The 19,194-nt window shown below is 61.4% G+C and carries 10 protein-coding genes; 8 read left to right on the forward strand and 2 right to left on the reverse strand.

The window, feature by feature from the left end; translation table 11 throughout:
- Nucleotides 1–78: 78 nt before the first annotated feature.
- Genes FME97_RS05905 through FME97_RS05940 form a run of 8 tightly spaced genes read left to right on the forward strand, consistent with a single transcriptional unit; the run spans nt 79 to nt 15,462 of the window.
- The gene (locus tag FME97_RS05905; RefSeq protein ID WP_141428327.1) at nt 79–3,156 is read left to right on the forward strand and encodes a SusC/RagA family TonB-linked outer membrane protein; all 3,078 of its coding nucleotides are present in this window, start codon (nt 79–81) and stop codon (nt 3,154–3,156) included.
- A gap of 12 nt (nt 3,157–3,168) precedes the next feature.
- Nucleotides 3,169–4,980: a RagB/SusD family nutrient uptake outer membrane protein gene (locus FME97_RS05910; RefSeq protein ID WP_141428328.1), complete on the forward strand. Its 1,812-nt coding sequence runs from the start codon at nt 3,169–3,171 to the stop codon at nt 4,978–4,980.
- Between the two features lie 40 nt (nt 4,981–5,020).
- Entirely contained in the window at nt 5,021–6,673 is a 1,653-nt protein-coding gene (locus FME97_RS05915) for a glycoside hydrolase family 172 protein (protein WP_162502057.1), read from the forward strand.
- Between the two features lie 26 nt (nt 6,674–6,699).
- Nucleotides 6,700–8,763, forward strand: coding sequence for a glycoside hydrolase family 172 protein (locus FME97_RS05920; RefSeq protein ID WP_162502058.1), 2,064 nt, complete (start codon nt 6,700–6,702; stop codon nt 8,761–8,763).
- On the forward strand, nt 8,760–10,562 hold the full coding sequence (locus tag FME97_RS05925) for a GH32 C-terminal domain-containing protein (RefSeq protein ID WP_232522947.1): 1,803 nt from the start codon (nt 8,760–8,762) through the stop codon (nt 10,560–10,562). Before FME97_RS05920 ends, FME97_RS05925 begins: the two co-directional genes overlap by 4 nt.
- Nucleotides 10,555–11,793, forward strand: a complete 1,239-nt coding sequence (locus FME97_RS05930) for an MFS transporter (protein ID WP_141428331.1) — start codon at nt 10,555–10,557, stop codon at nt 11,791–11,793. The genes FME97_RS05925 and FME97_RS05930 overlap by 8 nt, the downstream gene beginning before the upstream one ends.
- Nucleotide 11,794: 1 nt before the next feature.
- A complete protein-coding gene (locus FME97_RS05935) occupies nt 11,795–12,679 on the forward strand; it encodes a carbohydrate kinase family protein (protein ID WP_141428332.1) in 885 nt (294 codons plus the stop codon).
- An 11-nt stretch (nt 12,680–12,690) separates the two neighbouring features.
- Nucleotides 12,691–15,462: a substrate-binding domain-containing protein gene (locus FME97_RS05940; protein ID WP_141428333.1), complete on the forward strand. Its 2,772-nt coding sequence runs from the start codon at nt 12,691–12,693 to the stop codon at nt 15,460–15,462.
- A 172-nt stretch (nt 15,463–15,634) separates the two neighbouring features.
- Here the strand turns inward: FME97_RS05940 and FME97_RS05945 are convergent, their stop codons facing one another.
- The gene (locus FME97_RS05945; protein ID WP_141428334.1) at nt 15,635–17,632 is read right to left on the reverse strand and encodes a M13 family metallopeptidase; all 1,998 of its coding nucleotides are present in this window, start codon (nt 17,630–17,632) and stop codon (nt 15,635–15,637) included.
- Nucleotides 17,633–17,759: 127 nt separating this feature from the next.
- On the reverse strand, nt 17,760–19,022 hold the full coding sequence (locus FME97_RS05950) for a phosphoglycerate kinase (protein ID WP_141428335.1): 1,263 nt from the start codon (nt 19,020–19,022) through the stop codon (nt 17,760–17,762).
- Between the last annotated feature and the right edge of the window lie 172 nt (nt 19,023–19,194).

Raw genomic sequence — 19,194 nt, forward strand, 5'->3', positions numbered from 1 at the left:
CGTCCTCCGCGACGGCGGCGAGGCTCCTCCGGGAGCCTCGTCCTACCGTCGTGCGGACCGGCCAAAATCCAATCGCCTATGAATCTTTTCAACGTTTTCCTGCAACGCGCCAAAAGAGCGTTGCCGGGATTCCTGCTGGCCGTATGCTGTCTGTCGGCGGCCCGGGCCCAGCAGACACAGGGAATATCGGGTCTGATACTCGACATAGAGGGCCGGCCGATGGTCGGCGTAACCGTCGTCGTGAAGGATACAACCCGGGGAACCACCTCCGGATTCGACGGACACTACGAAATGGACGGACTGACGCCCGGTGCAACGATCGTGTTCAGTTTCCTGGGATACCAGACCGAAGAGGTCGTCTATCAAGGACAAACGGTACAGAATATCGTGATGCGCCAGGCTTCGACCGAAATGGAGGACGTCGTGGTCGTGGGATACGGCACGCAGAAAAAAGAGTCGGTGACCGGCGCCCTGTCCGGCGTGAAACCCCAGGTACTCGAAAGGACGGCGACCGTGTCGCTGTCGAACTCCATCGGCGGCGCGATGCCGGGCATCATCACGCGTCAGAGCACGAGCGAGCCGGGCAACGACTCGGCAGCGATCTTCATCCGGGGCATGGGTACGTGGCAGAACCGCAATCCGCTGATCCTCGTGGACGGTGTGGAGCGCGACATGAACCTGATCAACGTGGCCGAGATCGAGTCGGTGACAGTGCTCAAGGACGCCTCCGCAACGGCGGTATACGGCGTCCGCGGCGCCAACGGCGTCATTCTCATCAACACCAAGAAAGGCAGGATGGGGAAACCGCAAGTCGTATTCCGGACGGAATTCGCCTCGCTGCACGGACTGCGTTTCCCGCAGTATATCTCCGGTTACGAATTCGCTTCGCTCATGAACGAGGCGACGCGCAACGGGGGCGGCCCGGCGGCCTCCCTGCCGTGGACGGAGGAGGAGCTGCTGAAGTTCCGCGACGGTTCCGACCCTTATCTCTATCCCGATACGGATTGGGTGGGCGACGTACTAAAGAAGAATAGCTTTCAGACGATCAACAACCTGAGTATCAGCGGAGGAAACGAAATCGTGCGTTACTTCGTCAATGTGGGCTACACCAGCCAGAGCGGACTGTTCCGCGAAGATCCCGGCTACGACTACCGCACCAATTCGCGCTCCGACCGTTACAATTTCCGTTCGAACGTCGATGTCAATGTGTCGAAAAACCTCGTTCTGAGCCTCGGGCTGGGCGGAATCATCCAGGACAAGACCTATCCGGGAACCGCATCCGACGAAATATTCGCGCAGATGCGTCAGGTGTCGCCGATCCAGATGCCCCGCCAGAATCCCGACGGCACGCCCGGCAGCGCAGGATCGGCCGTATACCTCAACCCGTGGGCGCTCGCTACGCAAAGCGGCTATTCCAAACAGTTCATCAACACGCTGCAGGGAACGTTCAATTTGTCGTGGGATCTCTCCTCGCTGGTGACCGAAGGTCTTTCGCTCTCGGCCAAATTCTCCTACGACTTCTATTACTTCAACAACGTGAACCGCCATATCACCTACGGCATGAAGCGTTACATGGGCAAGGATGACGAGGACAACGACATATACATGAATGTCCGCAACGCCGAGAGCATGGCCTACGGCGTGACGAACACCTCGAACCGGGCCTATTACTACGACTTCGGGCTGAACTACGACCGGACCTTCGGGCGGCATCACGTGATGGCGATGCTGCTCTTCAACCGGCGCGACTACAAGGACCTCACGGCCGGGAACAGCATGCTGAACCTTCCCTACCGCAGGCAGGGACTCGCAGGACGTCTGACATACGATTACGCGGGCAGGTATCTGGCGGAGTTCAATTTCGGATACAACGGCTCCGAGAATTTCCGGAAAGGAAGCCGCTACGGCTTCTTCCCCTCCGCATCGCTGGGCTGGGTCGTATCGGGCGAAGAGTTCTGGCAGCGTTCGGGATTTCTGAAAGACATCTATTTCAAACTGCGCGGCTCCTACGGCGTGGTGGGCAACGACCAGATCAGCAACGACCGCTTCCTCTACCTCTCGACAGTCAATACCAATGCCAACGGGGGTCTGTTCGGATCGTCGCAGACCGGGATCGTCGGTTACAGCGAGTACAAGATCGGTGCCGACGTGACCTGGGAGAAGGCCTACAAGGCCGACATCGGCATCGAGCTTCGCTTCCTGAAGGACCGGCTGTCGCTGCAAGGCGACTTCTTCGACGAAGACCGCCGGGACATTCTTCTGGAGCGCAAGTCCATTCCCAACGTGACGGGCATTTCGACGGCCGTCTACGCCAACATGGGACACGTCCGAAACCGGGGTGTGGATGCCGTACTGGAGTGGCGGGACACCTCTCCGGGAGGATTCTACTACTCGTTCTACGGGAACTTCACCTATGCGCACAACCACATCGTCGAGGACGATACGCCGCATCCGCGTTACGACTGGCTCGAAACCCGCGGCCGCCGGATCGACCAGCCATTCGGCTACATCGCGCTCGGCTTCTTCACCTGCGAAGAGGAGATCGCCGACAGCCCCACGCAGACCTTCATGACCGAGGTGCGGCCGGGCGACGTCAAATACCTCGACCTGAACGGCGACGGCAAGATCACGCCCGACGACCGGGCGCCCATCGGATTCGCCCGGACCCCGGAGATCATGTTCGGATTCGGAGGTTCGATGGCCTACAAGGGAGTGGATTTCTCCTTCAGCTTCACCGGTGCGACCCGCGTTTCGACATTCCTCATGTCGGAGGACATGCTCCCCTATTCGTTGGAATACCCCCGCTACAACATCTCGCGCGAGTATTACGACAACCGCTGGATCCCGGGCGCGGCCGACAACTCGAAAGCCAAATATCCGGCCGTCATCAACGGCAACAACCCCAATAACTACCAGAAAAGCACGCTCTATCTGCGCGATGCGAGCTACCTCCGCCTGAAGAGCGCCGAGATAGGCTACACGCTGCCCGAACGGTGGAGCCGGAAGCTGCGCATCGAAAAAATCCGCGTCTTCGTGAACGGAACGAACCTCTTCTGCCTCGACGGCCTGAAGATCGTCGATCCGGAGGCCGATACGGGAACGGGCAACTATCCCCAGCAGCGCACGATCAACGGCGGCGTGCAGATAAATTTCTAAAACCATCGCGATATGAAACTGAAAAAACTGCTTCTCGCACTCGGAGGCGCCTGTCTGCTCGCATCGTGCGATTACCTCGACAAGACGCCCGACGAGGATATGACCATTCCCGACGTATTCACGAATCCCGACTGGACGCGGGCTTTTTTGTCGAATATTTACAGTTGGCTTCCCAACGAAGCGAATTTCGCCGACGACGGAGGATTCCGCAGCCCTTTCACAGGCGGTTGCGACGAAATGGAGATCGCCTACGGCGGAGCCTATTCGCACATGATCAACGCCGGATCGTGGAATTCCGACAATGTCAGCCGCATTCCGATCTGGAAGGAGGGTTACGCCGCTATCCGCAGCATCAACATCTTCCTTTCGTACATCGACCGGGCCAATGCCACGGCCGAACAGATCCGCAACTGGAAAGGCGAGGCGCTCTTTCTGCGGGCCTTCTTCCATTTCGAGGTGATGCGGGCCTACGGACCGATCGTCGCGATGGACTTCGTGGCCGATCCCGGAGTGACGGCCGACCGGTTCCGGCGGGTTTCGATCGAGCGCTCGGCCGCATTCATCGCCCAGGACTGCATGGACGCCTACGAACTGCTGCCTCCCGTGCAGAACTCCACCGACCTGGGACGCCCCACACAGGCCTCCGCGCTGGCACTGCGCTCCCGCGTGCTGCTCTACCTCGCCTCCCCGCTCTACAACGGCAATCCCGATCTGGCCATGATGAAGGATCCCGCCACAGGCGAACAGTTGATTCCCCAGACCGAGGATCCCGAAAAGTGGAAGGATGCCGCCGAAGCGGCCGCCCGCTGTATCCGGGAGGCCGAAGCGGCCGGATTCGGACTTTATCACAGCGAAGACGACGACCCCGTGAAGAACTACGAGGAGATTTTCACCGAAAACTGGAACTGCGAAATACTCTTCGGAAAGAACCTGGGCGATTACTGGCATCACATGTGGTGCAGCGACCCGATCAGCTACGGCACGCCGTCGATCTTCAACCCGACACAGGAGATGGTGGACGCCTATGAGATGGAGGACGGCACGACTCCCATCACCGGATACACCGACAACGGGCTGAACCCCATCGTCAATACGGAATCCGGCTACACGGAGACCGGATATGCGACCGAGGCCGAGACCGGCCGCTGGCCCGCCGGCGTGCGCAACATGTACACACACCGCGAACCGCGGTTCTACGCCAGTATCAATTTCCCCGGTCAGGTCTGGAAGCACGATCACGAACTGGCCTTCTGGTACGAAGGAGTGGACGGCAAGAAATACGCCGGATCGGACTACTGCAAGACGGGGTACCTGATGCGCAAGATCAACAACATAGACATCACCTCCAATCCGCTGAAGACCGAAAAGACTTTCTGGATCTACTTCCGCCTGGGAGAGATTTACCTCAACTGCGCCGAGGCGCTCAACGAATACGCCGGTCCTTCGACCGCGAATGCCGACGGCCACGACGCCTATTACTACATCAATGAAATCCGGAACCGGTCGGGGCTGCCCGGTCTGCCCGACGGGCTGTCCAAGGAGCAGATGCGCGAACGCATCAAGCATGAACGCCGTATCGAACTGGCGTTCGAGACCCACCGGTTCTTCGACGTCCGCCGCTGGAAGGACGCCGAGCTGAGCGAGGCCAAACCGGTGCACAGCCTGAACATCTACGCCGGGACCTCGAAACAGGACGACGCCTTCTACGTACGGACGCTCTGCGAACAGCGCGTCTTCGTGGCGCCGCAACACTATTTCTTCCCGATCGAGCAGAGCGAGATCGACAAGAACCGCGACGGGCTGCTGCAGAATCCCGGATGGTAAACCCCCGAATCATGAAAATGCAATGAATAAAAATCCGATCATGTTTTACAAGCGAACCGTTCTGGTGGGAGCCCTGCTCTTCACCACCCTGCTGGGTTACTCCTGCACCAACGAATTCACATGGACCGAACCTCCCAAATGGGAGCCGAAGCCCAAACCCGACCCTTCGAGCTACGACGTGACGATGGAGACACTGCTCGACGAGATGATCTCCTTCGACGAGGCGACCCGTTTCCCGGAACTGTCCTACGTCTGCCGCGAAGAGAGCAGCCGCGACCGCCGTTCCGTGACACCCGGCACACCCGAGTGGTTCGCCAACGACGACGGCTGGGGATACGTCCGCGACGAAGTAAACGGCGGCCGGGCGGAGCGGGTCCTCTTCGACGAGGACGGCCCCGGCGTCATCACCCGCATCTGGCTTACCTCTTTCCAATCCCCGACAGCCGTGATCCGGTTCTATTTCGACGGGTCCGAAACACCGAACTGGGAGATTTCCTCGTTCGACGTACAGGAGATATGCGCCTCGCTGGGCGACGAGTGGAAGAACTCACTGCTCCGCAAGGGACTGATGCAACCCGGCGACAAATGGGTGCGCGGCAGTTCGCTCTACCTGCCGATCCCGTACGGCAACGGATGCAAGATCACCCTCGAGGAGCAGGACAACTCGCTCGTGAATCCCTCGCGTTATTACCAGATCAACTTTCGCCGTTACGATCCGTCGGTGAGTGTGGAGACCTTCTCTGAGGAGGTACTCGAACGCGCACGCGACCGGATCGCCGAAACCAACCGAACGCTGCTGAATCCCCGTGTGAGGATGTCGGGCCGGCTGGTCTCCGCAAACCGCATCCTGGCTCCCGGGGAATCACTCGTGCTGAGCCTGCCCGAAGGCACGAAGGCCGTCACGGAGGCCAAATTCTCGGTGACGTGCGACGGGACGCCCTATGCGGATGCGATGAACGATCTGCTGCTGACGGCCTCGTTCGACGGTACGCAGACCGTCTCGGCTCCGCTGGCCGATTTCAGCGGAGCCGGTCCCGGAGCCGAAGCTGTCAAAAGCTGGTTCCTGACCGCCGACGGCAAGGGCGGAGTGGAGAGCCGTTGGACGATGCCCTACCGGCGCGAAGGGGAGTTCGTGCTCCGGAACCGCTCGGCGGAACACACTGTAAAGGCGGAGGTGTCGGCACGGGTCAATACCTACGAATGGGACGACCGTTCGCTCTACTTCCACGCGGCCCGCAAAGAGAGCCGGGACGTACGGATCATACTCTGGAACGACTACGCCAACGGATACGACTGGAATTTCGCCACGATCGAAGGCGGCCGCGGCGTGCTGCGCGGCGACGTCTTCTCCATCGACAACCGCACGAACAACTGGCCGGGCGAAGGCGACGAAAAGATCTGGGTGGATGACGAGGATTTCCCGTCGCATTTCGGTACGGGCGTCGAAGACTACTACTCCTTCTGCGGCTATTTCCGTTACCTGTCGCCATTCGGCGGCGAACCCCGGCTGGATTCCGGAGACTTCAACGGATTCAACAACCACTACCGGCAGCGCAGTCTCGACGGCATTCCGTTCAACCGGAAGTTGAAATTCGACCTGGAGATGGAGGGACACGAAGCCGGCCGCGCCGACATCGTGAACACGGTCTTCTGGTACGGCGACCTGCAAACCCGCGCCGAAGGCTTCGAATGAACCGCTCGACTAAATACCGTATCGCCATGAAATCTGTTTTGGAAATCGCGGCGGCGCTGTGGGCGCTCTGCTGCATCGGCTGTTCCGCCGAGCCTCCGCAGACCGTGACGCTCGGGACGCTGCTCCGCGAGATGACTTCTGCGGACGAAACGACCCGCTGGCCGGAACCCTCCTACACCTGCCGCCTTATGAGCAGCTACGACCGCCGGGCCGTCGAAGCGGATACACCCGGGTGGTTCGCCAACGACGACGGATTCGGATTCATCCGCCGGGACACCCTGCAGGGGCGCCCCATGAAAATTCTCTTCGACGCCGAAGGTCCCGGAGCCATCACCCGCATCTGGCTGACCACCACCAATCCCGCCGGAACGCTGCGATTCTATGTGGACGGAGCCGAAGAGCCCGTCTGGGTCGTTCCGGCCTACGATCTGATGCGTTTCGGAATCACCGGGCTCGGCCGCGGACTGCTGCAACCCCACACCAGCTACACGGCCGGGGTCCGGGGCGGCAGTACGCTCTACCTGCCGATTCCCTACGCCCGCCGCTGCGTGGTCGCGCTGGAGGAACCGGCCGGCGTATCGGACGTACCCCGTTACTACCAATTCAACTACCGCACCTACGCCCCCGGAATCGAAGTCGAGAGCTTTTCGCTTCCGGTCGTACAAAAATACACGGAGCAGATCCTCGGAACGGACCGCCTGCTACTCGAACCCGACGCTGCGACGGAGCGGGGCCGCGAACGCTCGGCCGAAGCCCTGCTGCAACCCGGTGACACACTCCGCCTTCGTCTGCCCGAGGGAACACGGACGGTGACACAGGCCCGGATAACCGTTTCGTGCGATTCGGCACGTTACGGGCAGTTGATGGAGAAACTGATTCTCACCGCCTCGTTCGACGGCAACCGGACCGTGTGGGCCCCCTTGTCCGGATTCTCGGGCGGCGGCACGGGAGCTCCCGCCGTCGAGAGCTGGTTCCTCCGCTCCGACGGACGCGGAAAAATCCTGAGCCGCTGGCCGATGCCTTACCGGCAGAGAGGTGAAATCGCCCTGCTCAACGTTTCGGACGAACCTTGCAGCGTGAGCCTCTCCGTCGGCACTGCCCGTTACGAATGGAACGGGCGCTCGCTCTACTTCCACGCCTCCTGGCGGCGTGAGGACGGCCTGCCGTTCTCTCGGACGGCGGAGGGATGCTACGACTGGAATTTCGTCACCCTTTCCGGCCGGGGCGTGTACCGGGGCGATCTGCTCGCGCTGTTCAACCATTCGCGGACCTGGTACGGCGAAGGCGACGAGAAAATCTGGGTGGACGGCGAGAGTTTCCCGTCGCATTTCGGTACGGGCGTCGAGGACTACTACAACGGTTCGTGGGCTCCGGTCGTCCCGTTCCACACGCCTTTCGGCGGGGCGCCGCGGGCGGATCTTGCCAACTCCCAGGGATACAACTCTTTTTTCCGCACACGCAATCTCGACGGCATTCCCTTCGGACGGGAACTGAGATTCGACATGGAGATGCTGGGGTGGCGCGACGGCCGCGTGGATTATGCCACGACGGTCTTCTGGTACGGAGACGCCTCCTCGAACGCGGCCGCCGCATCGGGAATCGCCGAGGCCCGCAGGGCATGGCCGCCCCGGCCCGAAGATCCGGCGGACTTCCGCGTGGCGGGAGCCGTCGAATTCGAAAGCCTCGCCGTTTCGCGCAAAAGCGACCGTCTGATGACGGACCGACAGAACATGGCCGGATTCCCCGACGGTCTGTGGAGCGGCCAGAAACAGCTCGTTGTCTTCGGCGGCGATACGGGCGATTTCGTGGAATTTGTCCTGAACGACATTCCCGACGGCCGTTATACGGTGAACCTGTACCTGACCCGGGCCGCCGATTACGGCCGGATGCGGCTGACGGCCAACGGCCGCGGCACGTCGTTCGACGCCTATGCCGACACGGTGACCGTCGCCGGGCCGGTGGCTCTCCGCCATGTTACCGTCCGCGACGGAAGGCTGCTGCTCCGCGCCGAACTCACCGGACGGAATCCCCGTTCGCTCGGAATGATGGCGGGTTTCGATTGTATGACACTAATCCCTGAAAAACCATGAAACCGGAATACCTGACCGGCCCGCTGGCCGGATTTTCGGCTCTGCTCCTCTGCATGGCCTGCGAGCCGTCCGTAACGGTGCATCACCTGAACAACAACGAAGCCCGCCTGCACTTTGCGGCAAACCGTGATTACCTGTTGCTGCCCGTGGAGGACGGAGCGCCCAACGCTACGCTGAGATTCTTCACGGAAGACGGCGGATCGCGGAGCATACGGGTCGCCTTGGCACGTGAGGCGTGCGACTGCACCTTTCCGTTCGACCTGCGCCCCTACGACGGCCGAAAAGTAGTTTGCGAAGTGACGGATTGTCCCTACGACGCCGTTTGCTGGGAGGCGATGCGCCTCTCCGACCGGATTCCCGCATTCGCGGAGGAGCCTTTCCGTCCGGCCTACCATCACACGCCTCCCTACGGATGGATGAACGATCCGAACGGAATGGTCCGGGAGGGAGACGTTTATCATCTTTTCTACCAGCACAACCCCTACGGATCGCGCTGGGAAAACATGTCGTGGGGACACGCCGTGAGCCGGAATCTGCTCGACTGGGAGGAGCTGGGCGTCGTGCTGGAGCCCGACTCGCTGGGAGCCGTCTTCTCGGGCTGCTGCGTCATGGACCCCCAGAATACGGCAGGATTCGGCAGGAACGCCATGATCGCCCTGTATACGGCGTCCGGAGCACGCCAGACCCAATGCCTTGCGTACAGCACGGACCGGGGCCGAACCTTCACCCGGTACGACGGCAACCCCGTGCTGACCTCCGACCGTCCCGATTTCCGCGATCCCAAAGTGTTTTACCACGACCGAACCGGCCGTTGGATCATGGTGATCGCCGCAGGGCAGGCCATGGAGATCCATTCATCGGCGAATCTGCGTTCGTGGCGCTTCGAAAGCCGTTTCGGCGAGGAGTACGGCGCACACGGCGGAGCCTGGGAGTGCCCCGACCTGTTCGAACTCCCGGTCGAAGGCGAACCCGGACAGACCCGCTGGGTGATGCTGTGCAGCCTCGGAGTCGAAGACGGCTCGCGCGTACAGTATTTCGTCGGTGATTTCGACGGGAGGAACTTCACTCCGGAGGACGATCCTGACGAGGTGAAATGGATGGACTTCGGCCGGGATCACTACGCGACCGTCACATGGAGCGGAGCTCCCGACGGCCGCCGCATCGCATTGGGATGGATGAGCAACTGGGCCTATGCCAACGAGGTCCCCTCCGTGACTTTCCGGGGCAGCAACACGCTGCCGCGCGAACTCGGACTGCGCCGGGTCGGCGGGGAGCTGCTGCTGACGTCGGTCCCCGCTCGTGAAGCGGAGAAACTCCTCGACGAACCTTTCGCCGTACCGGCCTTCGCCGTCGAGACCGAGCACAATGTATCCCCGCTGCCGTCCGGACCGGCCCCGGCCGGCCGTATCGAGCTGGAACTGGAGGGCGGCGACGCCGAGGTGTTCGGATGCAAACTCTTCAACTGCCGCGGAGAGTACGTGGACATCTGTTTCAACCGCATCGAAGGCACGATGCTCGTAGACCGCTCGCATAGCGGCCGGACCGACTTCTCCCCGGCTTTTGCCGCGACCCGCCCCGTACCGTTCGCATCCGGCGGGCGAAGCCGCCTGACGTTCTGGATAGACCGGTCGTCGATCGAACTGTTCGTGGACGGAGGCGAACGGGTGGCAACCAACCTGATCTATCCTTCCGAGCCCTACGACCGGATGAATTTCTACGCCAAAGGTGGAACGCTGCATGTGAAAAAACTCGAAATAAGCCCTCTGCACCCATACAAACAAAAAGACAGCCATGAATAACGCCCCTATTTACCGCATCGTCTTCATCGCGGTGCTCGGAGGATTCCTTTTCGGCCTGAACATGGCCGGAATTTCGGGAGCCGTGAACTCCATAAAAGAACTCTTTTCTCTTACCGACAACGGAATCGGACTGATGGTCAGCGCACTGACCGCGGGCTGCCTGGTCGGGGCGCTCTTCACCGGCAGTTTCGCGGACCGGTTCGGGCGCCGCCGGATTTTTCTGGCCGTCGCCCTGCTGTTCGTGATCTCTTCGGCGGGATGCGCCCTGTCGTACAATCCGCCGATGCTCACCCTGTTCCGGTTCCTCTCGGGGTTGGCCGTCGGAGCCGACTCGGTCATCGGACCGATGTATATCTCGGAAATCGCTCCGGCCGGAAAGCGGGGCCGCCTCGTATCGTTTCAGCAGTTCGCCATCACGATCGGCATTCTGGCAGCCTATTTGTTCGACTACCTGTTGCTGGGACGTCCCGACGACTGGCGGTGGATGCTGGCGGTTCCGGCATTGTTCGGAACGGTGTTTCTCGTCGCTTCGTTCTTTTCACTGCCCGAAAGTCCGCGATGGCAGCGGGGGGCCGTACGGAACGATGCCGGAAAAGTCGCCTTCCGGGAGCTGTTCAGCGGCAGGACGGGCCGGGTGGTTGCGCTGGGAACGCTACTGGCCGCCTTCCAGCAGATCACGGGCATCAATGCCGTAATCAACTACGCGCCGATCATATTCGAACATACGGGCGTGGGCGGCGGAACGGCTCTCCTGCAGTCGTGTCTGGTGGGATTCATCAATTTCCTCTCGACGATCGTGGCGCTCTGGCTGGTCGATACGAAAGGACGCAGAACACTGCTGCTGTGGGGAGCGGCCGGCATGATCCTGTCGCTGGGCTATCTGACCGCGTCATTCCTCCTCGGCGGGCCGGAGTTGGGCGTACTGGCGGCGCTGCTCGTCTATATCGCTTTCTTCGCAGCCAGCTTCGCTCCCGTCATGTGGGTCGTCACCAGCGAGATATTCCCCGACCGGATACGGGCCCGGGCGCTTTCGTTCTCGACCTGTGTCAGTTGGATATGCACGTTTCTCACCGTGCAGTTCTCGCCCGCGATACTGAATGCGCTGGGAGGTGCAGCACTGTTCGGAATCTTCGGCGTATTTGCCCTGCTGGCCCTTCTTTTCGTGAAATACCGGATTCCCGAAACCCGCGGGAAATCGTTGGAACAAATCGAACGTGAATTGAATTTGTAGTATGGACAGACTGTTTGTAGGAATGGGCGAGGCGTTGTGGGACATGCTCCCCGAAGGCCCGCAGATCGGCGGTGCTCCCGCCAACTTCGCCTGGCATGCCGGACAACTCGGATTCGGAGCGGTGGCCGTCAGCGCAGTCGGGGCCGATGACCTCGGAGACCGTCTCGTGCGGACGTTCGACGGAATGGGGCTGCGCCATCGTCTCGAAAGGGTCGGATTCCCGACGGGAACGGTGCAGGTCACACTCGATCCCGCAGGAGTTCCGACCTATGAAATCCGGGAAAACGTGGCCTGGGACAATATCCCCTGGACCCCGGCACTCGACGGACTGGCCGCCCGGACGGACGTGTTCTGCTTCGGAACGCTGGCCCAGCGGTGCGGGGTGTCGAGAAATTCGATCCGCCGCTTCCTGCATCGGATGCCGGAGAGCGAAACGTGCCTCAGGGTCTTCGACATCAACCTGCGCCAGCACTTCTACGGCCGGAATATAGTCGAGGAGTCGCTTTCGGCATGCAACGTTCTAAAGATAAACGAGGAGGAGTTCGGGCTGTTCGGTTCCATGTTCGGGCTTGCCGGTCCGTTCGTCGAACGGGCCCGGGAGACGCTCCGCCGTTTCGGACTGCATTATCTAATCATAACCTGCGGAGCCTCAGAGAGCCACGTTTTCGCGGCGGAGGGACATTCCGTCCTCGCAACGCCCCGGGTCGCCGTCCGGGACACCGTAGGAGCAGGGGATTCCTTTACGGCCGCCTTCTGCGCGGCACTCTGCGCCGGACAGGGAATGCGTGAAGCCCATCGGCTGGCCGTCGATGTGTCAGCCTATGTCTGCACGCAGCCGGGCGCCATGCCCGCACTGCCCGAAAGTCTTATTTCACGAATCCGCTGACCGATTGCGCCATGAAACGACTTCTGCTGTTCTCCGCTCTCCTGCTGACGGCCTGTCACGCCTCCCGACCGCATTTCACGGTCGGCGTCTCCCAATGCAGCGACGATGCCTGGCGGCAGAAGATGAACAACGAAATGCAGACCGAGGCTCTGCTGTACGACAATCTGGAACTCGAAATCCGGTCGGCCGGAGGCGACAGCGAACGGCAGATCGCCGACATACGCCACTTTATCGAACAAGGCGTCGATCTGCTGATCGTCGCACCGAACGAAGCGATTCCGGTGACTCCCGTAGTCGAAGAGGCCTATGCTCGGGGGATTCCGGTAATCGTCGTGGACCGCAAGATTCTCTCCGACCACTACACGGCCTATATCGGGGCGGACAACTACCGGATCGGAAAGATCATCGGAGAATACGTCGCCTCCCAGCTCGGCGGCCGGGGCGAGGTGATCGAGCTGACCGGACTGAGCGGATCGACGCCGGCCATCGACCGTCATCAGGGTTTCGTCAATGCGTTGAAAAACCATCCCGGTATCCGGGTGCTTTGCAGCGAGGATGCCCATTGGCTGCGTTCCGACGCCGAAGTGCGCGCCGATTCGCTCTACCGGATCTATCCGGAGGTCGATCTGGTGTTCGCCCACAACGACCAGATGGCCCTGGGAGCCTGGCAGGCCGCCGGACACACTCCCGGCGGTCGGACCGTGGACGTGGTCGGGATCGACGGACTGCCCGGACCGGGCAACGGAATCGAAATGGTCCGTTCGGGCGTATTCAAGGCGTCGTTCATCTATCCGACCGGCGGAGAGCGCATTATCGCCACGGCGGCGGCCATCCTCCGCGGCGAACCGTTCGAACGGGAAACGCTGCTCTCGACAGCGATCGTGGACCGGACGAACGCCACGGTGCTCGACATGCAGTCGTCCGAGATCATCGCGCAGCAACAACAGATCAGTCGTCTCAAATCACTGGCCGACAGCTATCTGCTGCGATACTCCACACAGCGGGCCATTTCGTGGTTCAGCCTGGTGAGCCTGCTCCTGATCGCCGTCATCTCCGCGCTGCTCGGCCGGTCGCTGCGGATCAAGAGCCGCCTCAACCGGATTCTGGTCAGCCGCAACGACGAAATCAACAGCCAGAAGGACCGGCTCGAACAACAGCGCGACCAACTGGTGGCTCTCTCGCGGCAACTCGAAGAGGCGACCCAGGCCAAGCTGATCTTCTTCACGAACATTTCCCACGACCTGCGCACGCCTCTGACGCTTATCGCCGATCCGGTCGAACGGCTGTCCGCCTGCGAAGGGCTGACGGAAGAGCAGCGGTTCTATCTGGAGATGATCCGCCGCAACGCCCGGATTCTGCTGCGGATGACCGAACAGATTCTCGATTTCCGCAAATACGAAAACGGCAAGCTCGAACTGCACCCCGGGTGGATCGACCTGGCCGCCTGCTGCCGGGAGTGGAGCAAGTCGTTCGAAGTGGCGGCCGCAGGACGTGCCGTCGAGTTCCGTTTCGATGCCGACGCCGGAGCCGATTTCCGTATCTATGCCGACGAGGAGAAACTGGAACGTGTCTATTACAACCTGCTTTCGAATGCCTTCAAGTTCACACCTCGGGGCGGACGGGTAACCGTCGCGCTCGAACGCGGGGAAGAGGACGGGCTACCGCACATCCGGCTGAGCGTCACGAACAGCGGAAGCCATATCGCCCCGGAGGAGTGCGGCCGGATTTTCGACCGGTTCTACCAGACCGGATATCGGCGGGGCGGAGCGGGCATCGGGCTGGCCCTCTCCAAAACCTTCGTCGAAATGCACGGCGGCCGGATCGGCGTGGAGAGCGACCGGGAACGGGGAACCTGTTTCCGGATCACGCTGCCCGTCGGCAGCCGGGAGACGCCGCCCGGAATCATACCCGCTGCCTGCGGCGAGCCCCGGATTCCCGTTCCGGCCCCGGAAAGCCCCGTAACGGACGGAGAAACCGGACCGGAGGAGGCGGCCGTACAAATTCTGATCGTCGACGACAACCCCGACATCAGGAATTATCTGCACCGGATGCTCGGCGGCGAATACCATGTCCGAATGGCCGCCGACGGTTCGGAAGGACTGGAAAAAGCCGTGAAATACATCCCCGATCTGATTATTTCCGACGTGATGATGCCCCGCATCGACGGGGTGGAATATTGCCGGCGGCTCAAACAAGGGGTCGAGACCTGCCACATTCCGGTCATACTGCTCACGGCGTGTGCACTCGACGAACAATGCGTGGACGGGCTTCAGAGCGGTGCGGATGCCTATGTGACCAAACCGTTCAGCTCGGTGGTGCTGCTGGCCACGGTGCGGAGCCTGCTGGAGAACCGGGCCAAACTGCGGCAGTATTATGCCGGACAGGAGATTCCGGACAACGACACAACTCCTGCCGGCCGGCAAAACGGAATCTCCCGCCTCGACCGGAAGTTCCTCGACCGGGTGCACACGTTCGTGGAGAGCCGTCTCGACGACTCCGGAATCGGAGTGGACGAAATCGCCCGCGAGATCGGGATGAGCCGGGCGCAGTTCTACCGGAAACTCAAGGCGCTGACCGACTGCTCGCCGAACGAATACGTCCGCGTGATCCGTCTGCGCCGCGCAGCCGGCCTGCTGACGGAGGAGGGGCTGACCGTCGCCGAAGTGGCCTATCGGGTCGGATTCGGCACGCCGTCTTACTTCACCAAGTGTTTCAAAGCCTTCTTCGGAGAGCTTCCCACGGATTATCAACGGCGATTCCGCGGTACGGAAGAAAACCCGTAATCCCGGACACGCCGAACACATCCCCGGCAATCGGACTCTCCGAGGCAGGTCCGACAGCTCCGAATGCGACGGATCGCAAACGGTCTTCGGAGCCGGCGGCCAATGACCCTCACACACGAGAGTGGGGCGACGATCTTCGGATCGTCGCCCCACTCTTTTCCCGAAAGGTTCCCTACCAAATGATCACGCGCTCCTCCTCGGGCATGAACATCGGGCCGTCGGTGATGCCGAACGTGTCGTAGAAGGTCTGCAAGTTGCGCAGCGTGGCGTTCACGCGCCACTTGCCCAGCGAGTGTACGTCGAGCTTCGTGAGGCGTGCGGCCTCCTCGTCGCGGATGTTCTGCGCCCAGAGGGTAGCGTAGCCCAGATAGAAGCGCTGCTCGGGCGTGAAGCCGTCGATCGGCGCGGGCTTCTCCTTGCCCTCGAGCGAGTTGTGGTAGGCCGTCCAGGCCACGCGCAGACCGCCCTGGTCGGCGATGTTCTCGCCCAGGCAGAGCGCGCCGTTGGCGTGCAGCGCCGGCTGGCCGTCCTTTGCGGGCAGGACCTCGATGGCGTCGAACTGCTTGACCAGCACGTCCGTCTTGGCCTTGAACGCGGCGGCATCCTCCTCGGTCCACCAGTTGTTCATGTTGCCGTCCTTGTCGAACTGGCGGCCCTGGTCGTCGAATCCGTGGGTCATCTCGTGGCCGATCACCACGCCGATCGCGCCGTAGTTCACCGCGTCGTCGGCATCGGGATTGTAGAACGGCGGCTGGAGAATGGCGGCCGGGAAGCAGATTTCGTTCGTCGTGGGGTTATAGTAGGCATTCACCGTCTGCGGCGACATGTGCCACTCGTCCTTGTCCACGGGCTTGCCCAGCTTGGCGATATTGTCGGCCGTGTACCACTCGTTGGCGCCCACGATATTCTCCCAATAGCTCTTCGCGGGGTCGATCTCCAGCGTCGAGTAGTCCTTCCACTTGTCGGGATAGCCGATCTTCACGGTGAAGGCCGAGAGTTTCTCCTGCGCGCGGGCCTTCGTGGCGTCGGACATCCAGTCCAGCGCGGCGATATGCTGCGAGAGGGCCTTCTGGAGGTTCTTCACCAGCTCCGTCATGCGGGCCTTGTCCTCGGCCGGGAAGTACTTGGCCACGTACATTTCGCCCACGGCCTCGCCCAGCGTGCCGTTGGGAACCGACATGGCGCGCTTCCAGCGGGGTTTCTGCTCCTGCTGGCCCGACATCACCTTGCCGTAGAAGTCGAACGAAGCCTGCTGGAACTCGTCGCTCAGGTAGGAGGCCGCCGCATTGATATACTGCGCCGCGAGGTAGTAGCGGAGTTCCTCTATCGGGGCGTTCTTCATGAGGTCGTTGGCGGCGGCGATGGCCGAAGGGGTCGTCACGATGATCGTCTCGAAATCGCCGATGCCCATGGCCTTATAGTAGGCCGCCCAGTCCACGGCGTCGTAGGTCTTCTCGAAATCGGCCCGCTTCGTGGGGTTGTACTGCGCCGGAATGTTGCGCAGCTCGACGTTCGACCACGACTTCTCGGCCAGCTTGGTCTCGATGTCCATTACGCCGGCCACGGCCTTGTCCAGCTCGGCCTCGGGCAGTCCTGCGAGGCGGAAAATTTTCTTCAGATACTCCTTGTAGGCCGTGCGGATGTTCTCGTTTTCGGGTTCGAGGTAATAGTCGCGGTCGCCCATCGTGAGCCCGCTCTGCGAAATGTAGAGGGCGTTCACGTCGCTGTTCATCAGGTCCGCCTGCACGCCCACGCCGAAGAAGGGATTGGCCACCGTGTGGTGGAGCCGTGCGACGGCCTCCGTCAGCCGGTCGCGGTCGGTCAGGGAGAGCAGCTCCCTGACGCCCGCCTCGATCGGGGCGGCGCCCTCGGCGTTCAGGCGCGCCGAGTCGAGACCCATCTTGTAGAGATCCGAAATCTTCTGCTCCACGCTGCCCTTGGCGGCGTCGAGTTTGGTCATCTCCTGAAAGAGGTCGTTGATGCGCTTCTGGTTGTTCTCGGCGATCACGTCGAACGATCCGAAGCGGGAGTATTCGGGTTTGAGCGGGTTCCGGGCCTGCCAGCCGCCCGTGGCGTACTGGTAGAAATCGACGTTCGGAGCGACCGAAAGGTCGAAGTTCGCCGGGTCGATGGCCGGAGTCTTGGAGGTCTGGTTCTGACAACTTGCCATACAAGCCATGGTTGCTGCGAAAAGCACAATCTTTTTCATTTTCGTCGGGTTTTTATTGAGAAGCGGGAACCCCGTCTCCGGAAATTCCCGCTTCTCGATGATCTCTTCTCGTAGGATGGAATCCGGATTAGTCGCGGATGGCCGCCACACCGGGCAGGTCGCCGAACTCGATGTATTCGAGCAGCGCGCCGCCGCCCGTCGAAATGTACGACACCTGGTCGGCCAGTCCGAACTTGTTGATGCAGGCCACCGAATCGCCGCCGCCGATGAGCGAGTAGGCGCCCTTCTTCGTGGCTTCGGCGATGGCCAGCGCCACCTCCTTCGAACCGGTGGCGAACTTGTCGATCTCGAAGACGCCCACCGGACCGTTCCAGAGGATCGTCTTGCAGCCGAGGATATGCTCGCGGAAGGCCTTCTTGCCTTCGTCGGCGATATCGACGCCCTCCCATCCGTCGGGGATGTTGTCCGCCGGAGCCACGTCCGTATTGGCGTCGGCCGAGAAGGCGTCGGCGATCAGCGCATCGGGCGACATGACGAGCTGCACGCCCTTCTGCTTGGCCAGCTCCAGAATCTCGAGGGCCACGGGGAACATGTCGGGCTCGCAGATCGAATCGCCGACCTTACCGCCCTGCGCGGCCGCGAAGGTGTAGGTCATGCCGCCGCCGATGATGATGGAATCGACCTTCTCGATGAGGGCCTTGATGACGCCGATCTTCGACGACACCTTCGAACCGCCGATGATGGCGCAGAACGGGTGCGCCGGCTTCTCCATCACGGCGGCGATGGCCTTCACCTCCTTCTCCATGAGGTAGCCGAACATCTTGTCCTGGGGGAAATACTTGGCGATCAGGTAGGTCGAGGCATGCTTGCGGTGCGCCGTGCCGAAGGCGTCGTTCACGTAGCAGTCGGCATACGAAGCCAGCCGCTTGACGAACTCCTTCTGCGGGCCCTCCTTGAGGGCCTTCTTGGCGGCATCCTTCTCCTCCTTGGTGGCGTCCTCGGCCAGCCCGCGGGGTTTGCCCTCCTCCTCGGCGTAGAAACGCAGGTTTTCGAGCAGCACCACCTCGCCGGGTTTCACGTCCCTGCACATTTGGGCGGCCTTCTCGCCCATGCAGTCGCCGGCGAAGGCGACCTTCACGCCGAGATTCTTCTCGATGGCCGGAACGATCTGTTCGAGCGAGTATTTGGGATCGGGATTCTTCTTGGGACGGCCCATGTGCGACATGAGGATCACGGCTCCGCCCTTCTCGAGCACTTTCTTGATGGTGGGCACTGCGGCGCGGATGCGGGTGTCGTCCGTCACTTCGCCCTTCTCGTTGAGGGGCACGTTGAAGTCCACGCGGATAATCGCGCGTTTGCCTTTGAAATCGTAGTTGTCGATCGAATTCATAACACGTTGATTTTTAGTTATTCGTTAAAACATTCGCTTCGTCGGGTCATATCTGCCGCAAATTTATGAAAATATTTCGCTTTCCTGTTATTTTCCTAACAGAAAAAACGGCGGTAAACCTCCGCGGCCGCGGCCCGGAGCGGTCCCGGCCGGATTTCCCGTACCCGCGGCG

Origin of the sequence: Alistipes dispar, assembly GCF_006542685.1 — a bacterium.
In the GTDB taxonomy this organism is placed as follows: Bacteria; Bacteroidota; Bacteroidia; order Bacteroidales; family Rikenellaceae; genus Alistipes; species Alistipes dispar.

What these genes read in the sequence shown, in the direction of transcription:
- FME97_RS05905 (WP_141428327.1), top strand. Translation starts at nt 79, where the DNA reads ATGAATCTTTTCAACGTTTTCCTGCAACGCGCCAAAAGAGCGTTGCCG.
- FME97_RS05910 (WP_141428328.1), top strand. Translation starts at nt 3,169, where the DNA reads ATGAAACTGAAAAAACTGCTTCTCGCACTCGGAGGCGCCTGTCTGCTC.
- FME97_RS05915 (WP_162502057.1), top strand. Translation starts at nt 5,021, where the DNA reads ATGTTTTACAAGCGAACCGTTCTGGTGGGAGCCCTGCTCTTCACCACC.
- FME97_RS05920 (WP_162502058.1), top strand. Translation starts at nt 6,700, where the DNA reads ATGAAATCTGTTTTGGAAATCGCGGCGGCGCTGTGGGCGCTCTGCTGC.
- FME97_RS05925 (WP_232522947.1), top strand. Translation starts at nt 8,760, where the DNA reads ATGAAACCGGAATACCTGACCGGCCCGCTGGCCGGATTTTCGGCTCTG.
- FME97_RS05930 (WP_141428331.1), top strand. Translation starts at nt 10,555, where the DNA reads ATGAATAACGCCCCTATTTACCGCATCGTCTTCATCGCGGTGCTCGGA.
- FME97_RS05935 (WP_141428332.1), top strand. Translation starts at nt 11,795, where the DNA reads ATGGACAGACTGTTTGTAGGAATGGGCGAGGCGTTGTGGGACATGCTC.
- FME97_RS05940 (WP_141428333.1), top strand. Translation starts at nt 12,691, where the DNA reads ATGAAACGACTTCTGCTGTTCTCCGCTCTCCTGCTGACGGCCTGTCAC.
- FME97_RS05945 (WP_141428334.1), bottom strand. Translation starts at nt 17,632, where the DNA reads ATGGCAAGTTGTCAGAACCAGACCTCCAAGACTCCGGCCATCGACCCG.
- FME97_RS05950 (WP_141428335.1), bottom strand. Translation starts at nt 19,022, where the DNA reads ATGAATTCGATCGACAACTACGATTTCAAAGGCAAACGCGCGATTATC.